The sequence below is a fragment of the Mesobacillus jeotgali genome, assembly GCF_900166585.1.
GTDB classification, from domain to species: Bacteria; Bacillota; Bacilli; order Bacillales; family Cytobacillaceae; genus Mesobacillus; species Mesobacillus jeotgali_A.
The window spans coordinates 482,117-500,226 of record NZ_FVZC01000007.1; the positions used below are offsets into that span (position 1 = coordinate 482,117).

The following is an 18,110-nucleotide window of genomic DNA, read 5'->3' on the forward strand; positions in this document are numbered from 1 at the left end:
CCAGTGGACGGCATAAAAGGTTTGCTTGAGGAACCGTTAATTTTATTATTTGTCATACTATTTCTCGGCTCTGCGCTTGGGGAAATCAAAATTCACGGACTGAGCCTCGGTACGTCAGGGGTGTTGCTGGCGGCGATGGTATTCGGCCATTTCGGGTATCAGGTGTCGCCTGTCATCCAGCAGCTGGGCCTTGGATTATTCATCGTCGCGGTGGGCTTATCGGCAGGGCCGCGATTTTTCAGGATGATGAAAACGAGCGGGGCCGTGTTTGGAATCATTAGCCTGTTGATTGTGCTAGTCGCATCCGTAACTACGATCATCGTATCCAAGCTGTTCAACCTTTCACCCGCATTGAGCATCGGCATTATGACGGGCGCCCTGACAAGTACGCCAGGCCTTGCTGCTGCACTTCAGGCAACTGGCGACCCGCTTGCCTCTGTTGGCTACGGGATTGCCTATCCATTCGGGGTGCTGGCAGTCGTGCTGTTCGTGCAGCTATTGCCGCGTGTGCTGAAAGTGGACTTAGCTGAGGATTTAAAAAGGAAATCAGGTCCTGTCCGGAATGATGAGTCGCCTGAGGTGACGACAATAGAGGTAACTGACCCTTCAATCAATAAAAGAACACTAAAAGAGCTGGAGTTCAACCAATATAATACGGTAGTCATCAGCCGGGTCATCCGCGGCGACCGGAACATCATCGCCCTCAATGACACCGTTATTCTGGTTGGCGACAGGCTAGTCGCCGTCGGGTTGCCCAACGATCTAAAAAAGCTTTGCGAGGATATCGGCAAAGAAGTGGAGACGAACACTGTTAATCATGATAATGTCGAGTTGCGCAAGGTCACTGTGGATGCCCTGGAATTGATCGGAAAAACAATCAAGGACCTTGAGTTAAGGCGCACATACGGGGTGACAGTAACAAGGATCGAACGCAGCGGGTTTGAATTCAACCAGAACTCGAGATGGCGTCTGGAGCGCGGCGACGTCCTGACTCTTGTCAGCAGTAAAGACCGTTTGGATGATGTCGAAAAGCTGTTCAGCAGAAAAAAGCTTACCGCAACCAATATTCACATCCTGTCGCTGAGCCTTGTGCTGCTGCTTGGCGTCCTGGCGGGAATGGTACCGATTCACTTTCCGAAACTGGGAACCATTACTTTTGGTGTCGCTGGCGGTCCTTTGTTCGTCGCCTTGATCATCGGCCACTTCGGAAAGCTTGGCCCGATCCATGCTCGCTATTACCAGCCATCCAACCAGGTCATCCGCGATATCGGATTAGTCTTATTCCTTGCCGGTGCTGGTACTACGGCTGGAAAAGGAATCGTCCAGGTCATCCAGCAGGAAGGGTTCAATCTTGTGATTGGCGGTGCGATTATTACCATTCTGCCAGTAGTAGCCGGCTTTTTCATCGCGAGAAAGCTTTTCAGGCTCAGCATCATTCACTCATTAGGCGCACTATGCGGCGGAATGACCAGTACCCCGGGACTTGGTGCAGCCAACCAGCTGATGGACTCCGAGGAGGCATCAATCGGTTATGCGGCCGCCTATCCGTTTGCGCTCATATCGGTAGCGATTGCATCCCAGGTTCTGGTTTTCTTTTTGTAAGCATTGATTAATTATAAAAAGACACAGACTAGATGTCCGTGTCTTTTTTTGTAAGTGTTGATTAACTATAAAAAGACACAGACTTCATGTCCGTGTCTTTTTTCGTTATAGCTTCAAACCAGTACGGCTCTTGAATCTTCTTAGTAGAATATGGCTTTCCACCCTTGTGATTCCTTCCAAACTATATAGTTCCTCATTGATGAAATTTTCCAGTCTTATGAAATCCTCTACGAGAACATGCATATGTAATGTACTCGGTCCTGTCATCTGGTAGCAGCTAGCCACACTTGGATTATTTGCCAGTGTCTCAGCAACCCTCACAAGAGATGAAGGCTCGCAATCCACTTCAAAGAAGGCTGAAACAGATTTCCCCACTTTTTCGGAGTTGATCACAACAGAAAACTTTTCAATTACGCCACCTTCGATTAATTGATTCACTCTTTCCCGTATGGATACTCTTGATAAATTCAATTCTTTTCCAATGTCCACATATGACATTCTGCCATTTTCGGATAATAACTGAAGTATCATTCGGTCAGTTTCATCGATTACCATTTAAACACCACTCTTTTTAATCAGATGTAAATTTATCTTAGCTTACAATTGATAACATTTTCAACGGAAACTGGAAAAAATTGAGCAGGAAATTATATTAATAAAAAAAGTTTACTATATTCTGAATATTATATAGATTTTTTAAATTTAATATAATATAATAATACGAAATTCGAAATGATATTAAATTTAGTGAAACGCTTTCATAAAGGAGTCAATCTTTTTATTTAGACTACTTATGTTAGGGAAGTTGTTTTGCGAAAAAGGGGGAGAAGGAAAAGTGAGTAAGAATGTAAAAATGTTTGCGGCAATATTTATGAGTTTTGTATTGTTACTGACTGGCTGTAACAATAGTAATTCATCCAGTACAGAAGCAGAAAAATCTACAACGGCCAGCGCTCCGAAAACGGACAAAACAGAATTGGTAGTCGGGCTGGATGATGACCCGCCGCAGCTGGATCCGCATCTGTCTACAGCAGCTGTTGACAGGCAAATATTCCATAGTATCTATGACAAGCTTGTTGATGTGGATGAGAAGCTGAACTTTGTCCCAATGCTTGCTGAAAAATGGGACATCTCAGAAGATGGCAAAACGTATACCTTCTCTTTACAAAAGGGAGTTACCTTCCATGATGGGACGCCATTTAATGCGGAAGCTGTTAAATTCAACTTTGAACGCATGATGGATCCAAATGCGGGATCACCTCGTGCATCCGAATTATCATCTATCGAAAAGATTGAAGTTGTCGATGAAACTACTTTAAAGGTTGTGCTTGCCGAGCCTTACAGCCCATTCCTTGCAGCATTGTCTGACCGCGCCGGAATGATGGTTTCACCTACAGCAGTAAAAGAAAAGGGCAAAGACTTTGCCAATTCTCCTGTAGGTACTGGTCCATTTAAATTTGTATCCCGCGTTAAACAGGACAAAATCGTAGTAGAGAAAAATGCAGATTATTGGGGCGGCGCGCCAAAGTTTGAAAAAATTGTTTACCGTCCGTATGCTGACGAAAACGTGAGGCTGACAAACCTGACATCAGGGGATGTTGACATCATCAGCAAGGTACCGCCGAAGGACGTCGAGAAGCTTAAGAAGGATTCAAATCTTACGTTATCTGAAACGGGAGCACTTGGATTCCAGGGGCTGTATTTGAACCACAAAAGTGAACCGTTCAACAACAAAGCACTTCGCCAGGCATTGGATCTTGTCATTGACCGTGAAGCAATAATTAAAGTTGCACTGCGCGATACAGGCGTAGCTTCGGCGGGAGCTATCCCTCCTGGAACATGGGCATTTGATGAGAGTATCAAGCCTAAGAAGAAAAATGTTGAAAAGGCCAAGAAAATAATGGCCGAAGCTGGTTACCCTGATGGATTCGAATTTACATTACAGCTTTCACCTAAACCTGTTGAAGAACAAATCTCTCAAATGATTCAATCCATGGCTAAGGAAGCTGGTATCAAGGTGAATCTAGAAATGGTTGAATTCGGAACAATGCTTGATAATATGGATAACTTCAAGTTTGACGCTGTCCGATTGGGATGGAGCGGCAGAACGGATCCGGATGGAAACATTTATGCACTTTTCCACACAAAAGGTTCTATAAACTATGGTTATTCAAACCCGAAGATGGACGAGCTTTTAGAACAGGCACGTGTTGAAACAGACCAAAAGGAACGGAAGAAAATCTACTCAGAAGCTTCAAAGCTTGGACAGGAAGAAGTACCGTTCATTTTCATCTATCATGAGAAGGATTACAAGGCATTTAAAAACAACCTGCAGGGCTATAATCACATCGCGGATCAAATGATGCGCTTCCATGACGTTTCATTTAAATAAGCATTTACTTGATTCGGCTTGGGGAATTGTCTCCGAGCCGAAATTTTTTAAAAAGCACCCTTAAGCTCTGCATAATGTATCCGCTGGAATAGTGTCAATAAAATAAGTTGCAATAATAGGTGCAATATGTTCAACTAGCGCGAAAAAAGTCTTGAAAAATAACGGAAAGGGAGGGAGCAGCGTGGTTAAGTTTTTGCTTCGCAGATTAGGATTAATGGTTGTTATCTTATTTCTAGTGAGTATTATTGTATTTTCACTCGTCCATCTTACACCTGGTGACCCTGCAAGGATGATATTAGGACAAGAAGCTACTGAGGAGGCTTTGCAGGCATTAAGGCAGCAGATGGGACTGAACGACCCTCTTTATGTCCAGTATTTCAACTGGGTTACGAATGTTCTCCAGGGAGACTTAGGAAACTCTTTAAAAGATAATACGCCAGTATTGACAGTGCTGCTTCAAAAGCTGCCGGTCACCGTCCAGCTGTCGATTATGTCATTCATTATCGCGATGCTGATTGCCATTCCTGCTGGTATTATATCGGCTACAAGAAAAGGGACGTTCTGGGATTACTTTGGAACAACTTTTGCATTGTCAGGAGTTTCGGTTCCTCCATTTTTCCTGGGTATCCTGCTTATATTTGTCTTTTCCATTTCATTAGGCTGGGTTGCCCCTTCAGGGTATGTAGAGCCGTGGAAAAATTTTAAGCAGAGCATGATTTTAATGATATTACCTGCCCTTGCAGTAGGGGTTCGATTGAGTGCTGAAATAACAAGAATGCTGCGTTCAAGCATGCTCGAAGTGTTGGAAGCCGATTATATCAGGACGGCATATGCAAAAGGTGTTTTGGAAAGAGAAGTCGTTATCGGCCATGCTTTAAAAAATGCCCTTATTCCTGTAGTCACTGTCAGCGGACTCCAGCTAGCGACTTTCCTTGGCGGAGCGGTAATCACCGAAACGATCTTTGCAATCCCGGGGCTGGGCAGGCTTGTCATCGATGCGATTTTGACAAGGGATTTCCCGGTTGTCCAGGGGGCCGTCCTGTTTATGGCCATAGCGGTAGTGGTTGTTAACTTCTTTATTGATATCCTTTATTCGATTCTAGATCCAAGAATTAAGCTTACGGGGGGCCAGTGACCATGGAAGCACAGTTAGAACAAAAGATGGTAGTTGTTGAGAGCCCGAGGAAACGCCGATTGAGAGAGATGAGCTCTCGATTCTTTCAAAATAAACTAGCCGTTCTTGGCGGTATTTTTACATTGCTGCTTATTCTAATGGCTGTCCTGGCGCCTGTCGTAGCGCCGTATAATCCTTCAGACCAGGACTATGCAAAGTTTCTTCAGAGTCCGAATGCTGAAAATCTCCTGGGCACTGATGAACTTGGACGCGATATCCTGAGCCGGATTATCTATGGAGCAAGGGTATCAATCCAGGCTGGAATCATATCCGTCGGCATTGCTTTAGCAATCGGGATTCCAATTGGACTTTTTTCAGGTTATTATCGAGGCGTTTTAGATGAATACGTGGTGATGCGCTTTACTGATGCATTGCTATCATTCCCGCCGTTAGTCCTGGCACTTTCCCTTGCTGCCGTTATGGGAGCCGGATTACAGAATGCCATGATTGCGATTGGGATTATCTTCACACCTAACTTTATCCGTCTGGTCCGGGGAGAGGTGTTGAGCCAGAGGGAACGGGAATATGTTACTGCTGCAAAAGCTTCAGGAATCAGTGATTTTAAAATCATCTTCAGGCATATATTGCCGAACTGCATGCCGCCTATTTTAGTCCAGGCCACCTTAGCTATTGCAGCTGCAATCATTTCTGAAGCCTCTTTAAGCTATTTGGGACTGGGTACTCAGCCGCCGACACCTAGCTGGGGTGCCATGTTATCGATGGGACAGGGGTATTTGGGAGATGCACCATGGATCTCGTTATTCCCGGGATTATTTATCTTCTTGACAGTTCTATCCATTAACTTATTTGGTGATGGCCTGCGTGATGCATTAGATCCAAAGCTGAAGTGAGGTTGATATAATGACATTTTCAATAACTGCTAGATGCGAGAAAACTGGAATGTTAGGCGTTGCCGTTTCAACAGCAAGGCCTGCGGTAGGATCACTTGTTCCTTATGTTAAATCCGGTATTGGCGCGATTGCGACACAGGCTCTGGTTAATCCGTTTTACGGCATAGATGGAATCAAGCTATTAACTGAAGGAAAAACACCCGTGGAAGTGCTGGAACATTTACTTACTCTAGACCCGGACAGAGAAAGAAGACAGTGCGCCGTCATCGATAAGGATGGGAATGCCACGGCTTTTACAGGAAAAGACACGGTTCCTTGGCAGGGGCATCGAGTTGGATCGCAGTTTGTGGTGGCAGGCAATATGCTGACGGGTCCGGAAACAATCGATGCAATGTTTGAAACGTACCAGGCGTTGGAGAATGAAAGCTTGCCAGATAGACTTTTAGCAACGCTGGCAAGCGGCCAGGAAGCCGGCGGGGACAAAAGGGGAAGGCAGTCGGCTGCTATTTATATAGTCCATCAGGAAGAATACCCTCTTGTAGATGTTCGAGTGGATGAACATCACAATCCTGTTGAAGAACTAATCAGGGTCTATAGAAAGTGCCAGGAAGATTTGTTTCCTTACACTGCTAATCTAGTAAAGAGAAAGGAGAGAGCAACCCAATGACGCAGCCATTATTGGAAGTGAAGAATCTTAAAGTCAGCTTTGCTGGGAAAAAGAAGACGACAAATATAGTAGCCGGATTGTCCTTTAATGTGGAAAAGGGGAAGACTCTTTGTATTGTTGGGGAATCAGGTTGTGGAAAAAGTATGACCTCTCTTTCCGTCATGGGCCTGCTTCCAAAGACAGGAGAAGTGGAAGGCGAAATTCTCCTGAAGGGTGAGAACTTAACGGGAAAATCAATGAAACAGATGAGCAAGATCAGGGGCAATCAGATTTCGATGATCTTCCAGGAACCTATGACTTCGCTGAACCCAGTGCAGACGGTGGGAAAACAAATTGCCGAAACTATTATTCTTCATCAGAAGGTAAGCAAAAAAGAAGCGCGCCAGAAGGCGATTGAAATGCTGCAGCTTGTAGGAATTCCTTCTCCGGAAAAACGTATTGATGCCTATCCACATGAACTTAGCGGCGGTATGAGACAAAGGGTCATGATTGCGATTGCCCTTAGCTGCAACCCGGAATTGCTGATTGCTGATGAGCCGACCACTGCTCTTGATGTAACGATCCAGGCACAAATTCTTGATCTGATGAAAAATCTGCAAAAAGACCTGGATATGGGAATCATCATGATTACCCATGACCTGGCGGTTGTTTCTGAAATGGCCGATACAGTGCTGGTCATGTATGCAGGGAAAGCGGTAGAATATGGAAGCAGGAAATCGATTTTTAACAATCCGCTGCATCCCTACACCCAAGGACTGATGAAGTGCATTCCCGATGTAGACGCCGAAGAGGATATGGAAGAGCTTTTTGTTATAAAAGGTTCTGTACCATCACCGGATGCAATGCCTGCCGGTTGCAGATTTGCTGACCGATGCCCGTACGCACAGGAAATTTGCAGAGCACAATCACCGGATCTTGTGCATGCCGATAATCAACACACAGTCAGCTGCTGGAAATATACTGATTTATGGAAGGAAGGTGAGGCAAATGGGCCAGCCATTAGCGAAGTTGCCGTCGGCAAATCTTCTTGATGTACAGGATCTAACCAAATATTTTCCGGTAGGTGATCAAGGATACTTTGGAGAAAAACAGGTTGTTAAGGCATTGGATGGGATTACGTTCTCACTTAAGAGAGGGGAAACGCTGGGAATCGTAGGAGAATCAGGATGTGGCAAATCTACTATGGGACGGGCCATCCTCAGACTTCATGAACCTAGCTCAGGAACAATTATTTACGACGGTAAGGATATTACCAGGGTTTCCAAACGGCAGATGCGCGATAACCGTAAGGATATGCAGATCATTTTCCAGGATCCATACGGTTCACTGAATCCGAGAATGACTGTTGGAGCCATGTTGTCAGAAATCGTAGAAACTCACAAAATCGTCCCTGAAAAAGAGTTATATGATTATGTTTGCAATCTTTTGGTAGAAGTCGGGCTTTCGGAACAGCATTATCATCGATTCCCGCATGAGTTTTCCGGCGGGCAGCGCCAAAGGGTAAGTATCGCCCGTGCGCTATGTACGAACCCAAAGTTGATTGTTTGTGATGAAGCTGTGTCCGCGCTGGATGTATCCGTCCAGTCCCAAATCCTGAATCTGCTGCAGCGCTTGAAAAAGGAGCATCAGCTGACATACTTGTTTATTTCCCACGACCTTAGCGTTGTCAAGCATGTCAGCGATCGTGTTGCCGTAATGTATTTAGGGAAAATGGTTGAGCTGGCGGATAAGAAGGATCTTTACGATAATCCGCGCCATCCTTATACTAAGGCATTGCTTTCTGCCATTCCTTCAACCAAGGAAGAGAAGAAGAGGGAAAGGGTTATCTTAAAGGGCGATGTGCCGAGCCCGATCAACGTTCCGAGCGGCTGTCGATTCCATACAAGATGCCCGCTGGCCACGGATTTATGCAGAGCGGAGGAACCGGCTTTTAGGGAAGTAAGCGAGAAACATTTTGCCGCTTGCCATTACGCATAATGTGCAAGGTCCTTACCAGTGAGGTAAGGACGTTTCTTTCGATATGAAAAAGAAACGCTGTTTTATAAAAAGAGAATATTTCATTTGTAAAGCTAATAAGTTAAATTGACTTACAAATGAAAGTTACTTCTTTGAGGGGGAGATTATTTTATGAACTTAGATTATTTAAATTACCCATACCATTCACAAAGAACTGTAACCTTTGCAAGGAAAGGAATGGTTGCTACTTCCCAGCCGCTGGCGGCCCAGGCAGGACTCGATATTTTAAAAAAGGGTGGAAATGCCATCGATGCTGCTATTGCAACAGCAGCCTGCCTAACGGTTGTTGAGCCAACTTCGAATGGTATTGGCGGGGATGCATTCGCATTAGTCTGGGTAAAAGGTGAGCTCCATGGCCTAAACGCCAGCGGTCCTGCTCCAAAAAACATCTCGATTGATGCTGTTAAGGAAAAAGGACATGATAAAATGCCGACCTTTGGCCTGGTTCCTGTCACCGTTCCTGGTGTGCCAGCAGCATGGGCTGAGTTATCAAGACGTTTTGGCAAGCTGCCATTGACCGAGGTTTTACAGCCGGCGATCGAATATGCAGAAAAGGGATACCCTTTATCGCCCGTCCTCGGCAAGTATTGGAATATTGCCTTTGAAAAATTTAAAGAAATCTTTAAAGGTGACGAATACAAAGGATGGTTTGAAACTTTTGCTCCAAATGGGCAGGCGCCGAAAATAGGTGAAGTGTGGAAATCAGAGGGCCACGCAAGTACATTACGTAAAATTGCCGAAACAAACGCGGAAAGTTTTTATCGAGGAGAACTTGCAGAAAAAATAGATGCATATTCTAAGCAGCATGGGGGCTTTATTTCAAAAGAAGATTTAGCCGCATACAAGCCTGAGTGGGTACAGCCTATCAAGGTCAATTACCGAGGCTATGATGTCTGGGAAATCCCGCCGAATGGCCAGGGAATTGTTGCGTTAATGGCACTGAACATGTTAAAAGGCTATGAACTAAAAGAAAAAGAATCTGTGGATACATACCATAAGCAGATTGAAGCAATAAAGCTTGCTTTCGCTGATGCTAAAAAATATGTTACCGACCCTGAGAAAATGTCAGTTACATCTGAACAGCTTTTATCAGAAGAATATGCAGAAACAAGAAGAAGCTTGATCGGCGAATCTGCGAGACTGCCGGAGCCTGGCACACCTCCAAAGGGCGGGACCGTTTACCTGGCTGCAGCGGATGAGGAAGGAAACATGATTTCTTTCATCCAAAGTAATTATATGGGCTTCGGATCGGGAATTGTCATACCGGGAACAGGGATTGCACTGCAAAACCGGGGAGCAGATTTTTCATTAGATCCGTCCCATGATAATCGCCTTGAACCTGGAAAGAAGACCTACCATACCATCATTCCGGGGTTCTTGACAAAGGATAATGAAGCAGTCGGGCCGTTCGGAGTCATGGGAGGATACATGCAGCCACAGGGTCACGCCCAGGTCATCATGAATACAATCGACTTCAGCCTCAATCCTCAGGCTGCACTTGATTCGCCTCGCTGGCAATGGATGGAGGGAAATAAGGTGGTTGTTGAGAATACTTTCCCTGCCCACATTGCCCAGGCACTTGCCAGGAAAGGACACGAAATCCAGTTCGCATTGGATGGGGGAGGATTTGGAAGGGGCCAAATTATCTGGAGAGACCCTGTCACTGGAGTGCTTTCCGGCGGAACAGAGTCGAGGACTGATGGCGCAGTCGCAGCTTGGTAATCTCAAAAAAGGTGTTGAATGAAAATGAAGCAGCTTGATCTATTCCTTGCATTTTTCCGTGTGGGAATGCTTGGGTATGGCGGCGGCCCATCATCTATCCCGCTCGTCCATAAAGAAGTGGTCGAGAAATATAAGTGGATGAATGATGATGAGTTTGCTGATGTATTAGCTTTGGGTAATACCCTTCCAGGCCCGATTGCTACAAAGATGGCTGGATATATCGGTTACAGGGTTGCTGGTTTTACAGGAATGGTAAATGCGACTGCAGCAACAATCGTTCCGACGATATTGCTGATGGTGGTCTTATTATCCTCGCTATCTTCGTTTAAAGATTTACCCTGGGTTGTGGGTATGACAAAAGCAGTTGTACCAGTCGTTGGTGTAATGCTGGCAACCATGACATGGGACTTTTTCAAGAAATCAAATGAAACCCTGGGAAAGGTGAATTCAGGCTTAATGATTATTGGGGGCCTTATACTGATGGAAGTTCTTAATGTCCACCCTGCCTTCCTGATTCTTATATTGCTGATTCTGGCCCTGGTTAAAAAAGATAAGACTCCAGAGGTGGAGAAAAAGATTGAAAGAGGGGTGGGATAATGATCTACTGGCATATATTCCTCGCCTTTTTCATTCCCGGAATCCTCGGTTACGGAGGCGGACCTGCATCGATTCCACTGGTAGAAAATGAGGTGGTTGACCGCTATGGCTGGATGACGGTCCCGGAATTCAGCGAGGTGCTGGCAATAGGAAATGCATTGCCAGGACCAATTGCCACTAAACTGGCAGGCTATATTGGATACGAACAGGGAGGGATTCTGGGAGCCGTTGTTGGCATTTTCGCAACAGTTGCCCCTTCATTGATCTTAATGATTTTTCTCCTTGGGATCTTGTACCGTCATAAAGATTCACCTAAAGTTAAAAGAATGACTAACTATATCAGGCCTATCATTGCCGTACTGCTGGGTGTTATGACTTTCAACTTTTTCTTTAGCTCCTATGTAGATACTGGTATCATTCAAACAGTACTATTGATTGCTGCCAGCTACCTTCTGCTGGAAAAGTGGAAGGTGCATCCTGCGTACGTCATTACAGCATCCTTAGCCTACGGCGGTCTATTTTTATAACTGTAAAAGCCCATCCGAAGAAAGGATGGGCTGTTTATTTGGAAAAATTCTTGGCAACAATTCGTTCCTTATAGGATTATTATCATTATTGATACGATAATAATCACAACTTAAATTACAGCAGGTAATTACGAAGAAGGAAACACTTTTTAAAGGATCTGAAGTACCAATATAGTGATAAGGGTACTTTTTTATTTTATTCAACAAACGGTTTAATCCTAGGAAACACCTTGAGTGCAGTATTGTAAAATACATCCTCGTGGTAGTCCGGAGGGATCAGGTCCTTGATGAAATCAATATACGGGCCAATGGGAATCAGCGGCCAGTCTGTTCCAAACAGAAGCTTGTCGTAGGAATCGGCAAACTCCAGCGCATGCCGCAGGTGGTCAAGAAAACGCCCCTGGCTGCGTTTATCCAAGTCTGCTTTGGTGCCGACGATCAAACCTGACAAATCGGCAAAAACATTCGGGTTTTTATAAATAATCTCCGCACCCGTCAAGGTCCATGGATCCCCGAAATGGGCCATCATGAAATTCACATTCCGGTGGTTGACCGCCACCTCGTCAATCGCCATCGGGTGGGAATATTTTAAGTATCCTCGTTCCGAATAAGTGTCGCCAGTATGAAATACCACCGGCAGCTGATATTTAGCAGCCAGCTGGTAGACTGGTTCATACACGTCGTCGTAGGCGTAAAAAGGATAGTATCCAAGATAGATTTTAATTCCGACAGTCCTTGGATTTTGCAATTCCTCCTCAAGACGGACAAGGGCTGCCTCATCAAGGTCATATGGATTGACGCCGGCGCAGCAAACGATGTTGCCTGGCACCTCTGCCTCCAAATCCAGGCCCATCGGAGTCTGGGCTTCATAATCCGGGAAACCCATCCTGTCCGTTTCCGTCAACCCCATGCCAATTCCGAGAACCACATTAGCATCCCTGAACTCTTGCAGGATGCCATTTACCGAATAGTCAACAAAAGACAGCTTTTCGGCCGTTTCATAAAAGGATTTAATGTTTGATAGATGTATATGGGCATCGATGATTTTCATAGCTTCTCCTTTTAAAATTGGACTCTTCTCAGGTTTTTCAACAGGCTTCCTGACATCCTGCGTTCATCGAACAACAGGAACAGCGGAGCGCTCTTTTTAAATTGCCCTTTATGATTGCTCCCGAGCTGAAGCACTTCTTTATTCGTATAAGCCTCTGTCCGATCGGCATCATTATTTCCAACGAGATAAAGTTTTTCTGGCGAATGGATTGATTCGATGTACGAGTCGGCTTCGAGACGCAACGGAATCTCCTCACTGCCGGCTTTATACGAGGTAATGGTTTTACTCTCGTTAACAGATATGCTGAAGTCTGTCAGCTCATCTGCACCGACAAACAAGTCTGTCATCCACACTTCGTTGCAGAAGTTTTTGCCGCCATCATTCACTATTTCGGCAAAAGAAGCGACAACAGGCACGCCTGGAAGCAGTAAAAAGTATTGGACATACTGGACACCTTTCCAATCTTTATGCTCTTTGAAATCGGTGGTGATGGCAAAGCCCATCCATTTGTTACCCTTGCTGTCCTTCCGTTCGACCACAGAAGCGGTGCTGCTTTCTTTTAACAAAGAGAAGGTGTTGATTCCGTTTGGTGCTGTCTTCATCCCGCCGGCCCATGGATTCCACCAGCTTTTCGCAGTTGGTTCAGGATAAGAATTGGCTAGCCATTCATGGCCGTTCACTGTCAGCGAAAATACACCAGGATAGAAATTTGGATCTGCCTTCAGCGTTATGACGCCATTATCAACAATATAAACACCATTCTCTATATCAGAAGAGACCGTGCCTGCAGGAGAGAGGATTAAATCCGATAAATTTGCCTGTGTACCGTTTCCTTGATAAAAAGCATTAACGATGGAGATCGGTGTCCATTGCTGTTTTGCTGAAACGGAATGAGTTATCTTCTCCATATCAGCGGTGATCGCGTGGCATTCATCTCCAACAGTAAGCGTGCCATCCAGATAGCTGTTCCTGTAGGTTTTCACCGTAAAAATAGGATCAGCATCAGGCTGGATCACCAGCTGCTCAGCCATGAATTCCAGTTCACAAGTCCACTGCGGCTTTTTCAGAACAATGGTTTGCTGCGCATATGCGGCGAACTCCTCAAAACTCTGGAAGGTACCAAGAGACAGAGTGATCGCTCCTGAAACAGCTTTCGCACCCGGTTTCATTTCACCGAATTGGTCTTCTATCACAAACTGCCATCCCTCAGGAGCCGCTTTACTTTTTACAGGCCAGCAAAGTCCGATTGGACCTGATGAACCTTCTGAAAAATACCAGTTACCTGTTATCGTCCTGGAATCCAAATCACCGAACTCCATGATCCGGTTTTCCGAAAAATGCACTACCTCGTTTTCGAGCGGGAAATAAACTTCTTCTAGTTCGTGGAAGACCGGCTGGCTGTAGGCAACGTTCTCATGAACCGCGGTCCCGCAATTTTCAACCTCGGCCCATGTATGGATAAGGCCATCTCCGAATAAACGATATGTCTGGGTTAAAATAAGTCCTTCCATTTCAGCCGACTCGAGCTTGAGTTTCAGATCAATCGAAGTATCGGTTGGCTCCCAGTTGACAAAGGCTGGGCTTTTCTTTGTGAACTCAAGCGAATAGGGCTTCCCAAGCTTCGGTGTCAGGAAAGCAAATGGCTGCTGCCTCTTGGTGTTTTTAGCGGCGGTAGTCAACAAGTCACGCTTGCGGACATTGATTTGTCCCAGACCATTGAAAATATGCCAGAAATCCTTCGATTCACCGCCGAATTTCACCCCGAACCCCTTGAAGGCAAGGGAAATGTTTTGTTCGAAGGTCAGCTGCTCACCGTTTCCTTTTGTGGCGGTAATCTTCAATTCAGGGTTGTAAAAGCCATGCTGTTTTACCATCAAAGGAACGGTTACGGTTTTCCGTCCGCCTGCAGGGACATTTACAAGGTAATGATCATTCTCTAAAACTACCTGTTCAGTCTCAGGAAACTGTAAATGAAACTCCGCATCTGCCCGCAGATTATTTTTCACTTCTACTTGAATACTAGTTTTCTGGTCTAAGAAACTAATATTGCCGGAGTAGCTAGCCTCAACTTTTGCCGGATCAATCGGGAAGATTCCCAGCTTCAACTCGCATGCAAGACCGTTCACCCAGACTGTGGCGTTAATACTTGGATTTGTACGCCAGTGGCTTGGTTCCTCTCCCTTTTTTACGGTAAAGGATGAGGAAATAGTAGACTCATCGTCTACAACTATATCGGACTCAAAGTTATAAGAGACGCGCTCTTGGGCGGTTCCGCTTGCCTTGAAGCTAAGTGGCTCGCCGCTTCTATTAACAATCCTGATTTCAAATTCGCGTTCTTCATCCTGGATGATTTCATGGTCGGCCATCTTGATTTCAAGAAGGAATTCATCCGTTTCAATCAACGATATGCCGCGGCTTGTTCGTTCGAACTGAACCCGGGCATTGGTGTTTCCGTTCTGCCAGCTATATTCATAGAAAGTAAAGCCATTTTTCCTGATTCCGTCCGGCTTCACTTCTATTACTCTGTTGCTGTCTTCATACCAATCCAGTTTTTCAAAAACAGGCTTTAACAGCGGAGTATTCAGAATTTGGGGGATGAAATTCATTAAATGGGTAGCGTCATCCCGGTCCTCCCAGAAAAAGCCGCATTTCTTGTAAAGCGGGACCGCCTTTGTGTTACCGGCCCAGGTGTAAAGGTCAAGCCGCGGCCAGCCAAGCTCCACGGTCTTTTCCAGCGCCTGAAGTACCAGCTTTTTGCCGATCTTGTGCCCTTGATAATCTGGCCTGACATTAAGCAGGGGGATATAAAGCGAGCCAGTGTCCTCCTTATACTCCGAAAGACCGCAGTAACCAACCACTTCTTCTCCGTCCAGCGCCAAGTAAAGCTCGATATTGTCAGAGTTGGCTTCCTTCTTTTTAACCTGATCCTCCGTCATAACGCGTGTATCGCCGCCCCAGCCATCCCGGCTCAGGTTCCACATTCTCGCGACCCCTGCCGCCAGTCCTTCATGGTATTTCTCAATTTGAATCACCTTGTTTAATTGTGTCACGTCCATTCTCCTCTCTTAACTAAGGGCCGTCTTCCTTTTTAGATAAAATAATCCGCTTTTGTGAATTGTCCATGTTTATGACCTCCTTTAATTTGATGGGAATGTACTAAGCATTCCATTTCCATCGTAAAGGTAAATTTTGTTAGTGTAAAGAAAATTCAATCAATTCAGTTTGCACTATTTTTAGTTATAATGAAGAAAAAGGGGAGTGAGCGTTCATGGAGCAAAGAATTCATTGGGGAACACTTGAATTTGAGAAAGGCAATATTTATCTAGCCGCCACCGCTAAAGGATTATGTTATGTCGGATCACCAGAGGAAAGTTTCGAGGATTTGGTGAAAAGGTTTCCGAAGGCTGTTTTTGAAGAAAACGGTGAGGCGTTGGCGCCCTACATAACCGAATTGCAGGAATATCTTCAAGACGGCCGCACTGAATTTTCGATGGCCGTAGATGTAAAAGGCACACCATTCCAGGAAGCAGTCTGGGCAGCATTGCGGGAAATCCCTTACGGAGACACGCATACATATTCAGACATCGCCGGAAAAATCAGCAAGCCAGCAGCAGTTAGAGCAGTAGGAACCGCAATCGGAGCAAATCCAGTCCTCATCACGGTACCATGCCACCGGGTCATCGGAAAAAACGGAGCCATCACAGGCTATCGCGGCGGGATTGCTATGAAACAGCATTTGCTGGCGCTGGAAAAGGAACATAGTTAAGGTTAATATGCCCGAAATACTTTGTGAAAGTTGAGGTTGGTTTTAATAAGGATGGATTAAAGAGGTTATGGACTAATCATTGGGATTAATGTGCGGTTAAGCATGGATCAACGGAGGTTATCGTCACATAAAGTGGATGAACGTGTGGATAAAAAGCGTTCAGCGGGGGTTATCGACACATAATGTGGATTAATGTGCGGATAAAGAATGCTCAACAGAGGTTATCTCTACATAAAGTGGATTAATGTGTGGATAAAAAGCGTTCAACGGAGGTTGTCGACACATAATGTGGATTAATGTGCGGATAAAGAATGCTCAACAGAGGTTATCTCTACATAAAGTGGATTAATGTGTGGATAAAAAGCGTTCAACGGAGGTTATCGACACATAATGTGGATTAATGTGCGGATAAAGAATGCTCAACAGAGGTTATCTCTACATAAAGTGGATTAATGTGTGGATAAAAAGCGTTCAACGGAGGTTATCGACACATAATGTGGATTAATGTGCGGGTAAAAAGCGTTCAGCGGAGGTTATCGACACATTAATGTGGATTAATGTGCGGATAAAGAATGCTCAACAGAGGTTATCGTCACATAAAGTGATTAATGTGTGGATAAAGAGAGTTCAACGCAGGTTATCGTCACATAAAATGGATTATCGTGTGGATAAAATGAGGAACGACGAAAGATATCGTCAAGGACGAGTAGTACCGGCAAATTATGTGAATTATGTTCCTGAAGTTGGTGAAGGAAATGAAAACCGGTCACATAAAATGGACTTATGTTCCCGAAGTTGGTAAAGAAAGTGAAAACCGGTCACATAAAATGGATTTATGTTCCCGAAGTTGGTAAAGAAAGTGAAAACGGGTCACATAAAATGGATTTATGTTCCCGGAGATGGTGAAGGAAATGAAAACCGGTCACATAAAATGGATTTATGTTCCCGGAGAAGGTGAAGGAAGTGAAAACCGGTCACATAAAATGGATTTATGTTCCCGGAGATGGTGAAGGAAGTGAAAACCGGTCACATAGAATGGATTAATGTGCCCGGATATGGTGAAGGAAGCGAAAACTAGTCACATAAAATTATCAGGGAGAGAGTGTGTCTTACCTATATGAATATTGAACTTTTCAGAATGATTAATGACCTGGGGAAGGAATTCATTTTTTTGAATCCAGTTATGGTCTGGATCGCAAAACATACAATTTATCTCTTAGCGGCGGCGCTATTAATCTACCTGTTCAGCGGGAAGCTGGAAAATCGATTGATGGTGGTGAGCGGGCTTGCGGCACTCATTTTAGCGGAAGTCGCAGGGAAGCTTGCAGGCATGTTCCATTCAAACAACCAGCCATTTGCAGAGCTGGCAGAGGTGAATAAATTACTTGAGAAGGAAATAAACAATTCCTTTCCGAGTGACCATACGATTATCTTTTTCACGATTGCGGTTACGTTCTGGCTTTTTAAAAGAAAGCATACATACTTATGGATTTTATTGGCTGCAATCGTTGGCATTTCGCGAATATGGGTGGGGGTTCACTATCCGGCGGATATAGCGGTGGGGGCGATTCTTGGCACGGTATGTGCATATTTTGGCTACCGATTGATCCCAAATATCAAAATGTCAAACAAGAATAAATTGACAGACAGAGAAATGAAAAATCTCTGATTATGAAACCTTTGCACAGGGTAAACCGTACATGGATGAGGCTAAGTTCGAGTATTTGATTTATTACCCTCAGAAC

Annotated in this window: 15 protein-coding genes; 12 read left to right on the top strand and 3 right to left on the bottom strand. The window is 44.9% G+C overall.

Annotated features, from left to right (window positions below):
• Positions 1 to 3 precede the first annotated feature (3 nt).
• Entirely contained in the window at positions 4 to 1,602 is a 1,599-nt protein-coding gene (locus B5X77_RS03775; RefSeq protein ID WP_257391707.1) for an aspartate:alanine exchanger family transporter, read from the top strand.
• A 105-nt stretch (positions 1,603 to 1,707) separates the two neighbouring features.
• Here the strand turns inward: B5X77_RS03775 and B5X77_RS03780 are convergent, their stop codons facing one another.
• On the bottom strand, positions 1,708 to 2,157 hold the full coding sequence (locus tag B5X77_RS03780; RefSeq protein ID WP_079505241.1) for an Lrp/AsnC family transcriptional regulator: 450 nt from the start codon (positions 2,155 to 2,157) through the stop codon (positions 1,708 to 1,710).
• Between the two features lie 280 nt (positions 2,158 to 2,437).
• On the opposite strand from B5X77_RS03780, the gene B5X77_RS03785 reads away from it, so the two are divergent.
• From B5X77_RS03785 to B5X77_RS03825, 9 genes are all read left to right on the top strand, one after another.
• The gene (locus tag B5X77_RS03785) at positions 2,438 to 3,994 is read left to right on the top strand and encodes an ABC transporter substrate-binding protein (protein ID WP_257391708.1); all 1,557 of its coding nucleotides are present in this window, start codon (positions 2,438 to 2,440) and stop codon (positions 3,992 to 3,994) included.
• A gap of 181 nt (positions 3,995 to 4,175) precedes the next feature.
• Positions 4,176 to 5,129, top strand: a complete 954-nt coding sequence (gene nikB, locus B5X77_RS03790) for a nickel ABC transporter permease (protein ID WP_176167223.1) — start codon at positions 4,176 to 4,178, stop codon at positions 5,127 to 5,129.
• Between the two features lie 2 nt (positions 5,130 to 5,131).
• Positions 5,132 to 6,019, top strand: a complete 888-nt coding sequence (locus B5X77_RS03795; RefSeq protein WP_079505244.1) for an ABC transporter permease — start codon at positions 5,132 to 5,134, stop codon at positions 6,017 to 6,019.
• Positions 6,020 to 6,029: 10 nt separating this feature from the next.
• A complete protein-coding gene (locus B5X77_RS03800; RefSeq protein ID WP_079505246.1) occupies positions 6,030 to 6,686 on the top strand; it encodes a DUF1028 domain-containing protein in 657 nt (218 codons plus the stop codon).
• A complete protein-coding gene (locus B5X77_RS03805) occupies positions 6,683 to 7,717 on the top strand; it encodes an ABC transporter ATP-binding protein (protein WP_079505248.1) in 1,035 nt (344 codons plus the stop codon). Before B5X77_RS03800 ends, B5X77_RS03805 begins: the two co-directional genes overlap by 4 nt.
• Positions 7,674 to 8,663: an ABC transporter ATP-binding protein gene (locus tag B5X77_RS03810; RefSeq protein WP_079505250.1), complete on the top strand. Its 990-nt coding sequence runs from the start codon at positions 7,674 to 7,676 to the stop codon at positions 8,661 to 8,663. The genes B5X77_RS03805 and B5X77_RS03810 overlap by 44 nt, the downstream gene beginning before the upstream one ends.
• A gap of 150 nt (positions 8,664 to 8,813) precedes the next feature.
• Positions 8,814 to 10,424, top strand: coding sequence for a gamma-glutamyltransferase family protein (locus B5X77_RS03815; RefSeq protein WP_079505252.1), 1,611 nt, complete (start codon positions 8,814 to 8,816; stop codon positions 10,422 to 10,424).
• A gap of 24 nt (positions 10,425 to 10,448) precedes the next feature.
• Entirely contained in the window at positions 10,449 to 11,021 is a 573-nt protein-coding gene (locus tag B5X77_RS03820; RefSeq protein WP_079505254.1) for a chromate transporter, read from the top strand.
• Positions 11,021 to 11,548: a chromate transporter gene (locus B5X77_RS03825; protein ID WP_079505256.1), complete on the top strand. Its 528-nt coding sequence runs from the start codon at positions 11,021 to 11,023 to the stop codon at positions 11,546 to 11,548. Before B5X77_RS03820 ends, B5X77_RS03825 begins: the two co-directional genes overlap by 1 nt.
• Before the next feature lie 196 nt (positions 11,549 to 11,744).
• Here B5X77_RS03825 and B5X77_RS03830 read toward each other — a convergent pair whose 3' ends face one another.
• Both B5X77_RS03830 and B5X77_RS03835 read right to left on the bottom strand, forming a co-directional pair.
• Positions 11,745 to 12,599, bottom strand: coding sequence for an amidohydrolase family protein (locus tag B5X77_RS03830; RefSeq protein WP_079505258.1), 855 nt, complete (start codon positions 12,597 to 12,599; stop codon positions 11,745 to 11,747).
• Positions 12,600 to 12,610: 11 nt separating this feature from the next.
• Entirely contained in the window at positions 12,611 to 15,649 is a 3,039-nt protein-coding gene (locus tag B5X77_RS03835) for a GNAT family N-acetyltransferase (RefSeq protein ID WP_257391709.1), read from the bottom strand.
• A 218-nt stretch (positions 15,650 to 15,867) separates the two neighbouring features.
• On the opposite strand from B5X77_RS03835, the gene B5X77_RS03840 reads away from it, so the two are divergent.
• Both B5X77_RS03840 and B5X77_RS03845 read left to right on the top strand, forming a co-directional pair.
• On the top strand, positions 15,868 to 16,365 hold the full coding sequence (locus tag B5X77_RS03840) for a methylated-DNA--[protein]-cysteine S-methyltransferase (RefSeq protein WP_079505262.1): 498 nt from the start codon (positions 15,868 to 15,870) through the stop codon (positions 16,363 to 16,365).
• A gap of 1,117 nt (positions 16,366 to 17,482) precedes the next feature.
• Positions 17,483 to 18,034 (top strand): undecaprenyl-diphosphatase, encoded by a 552-nt coding sequence (locus B5X77_RS03845; RefSeq protein WP_079505263.1) that lies wholly within the window; start codon positions 17,483 to 17,485, stop codon positions 18,032 to 18,034.
• Positions 18,035 to 18,110: the final 76 nt, after the last annotated feature.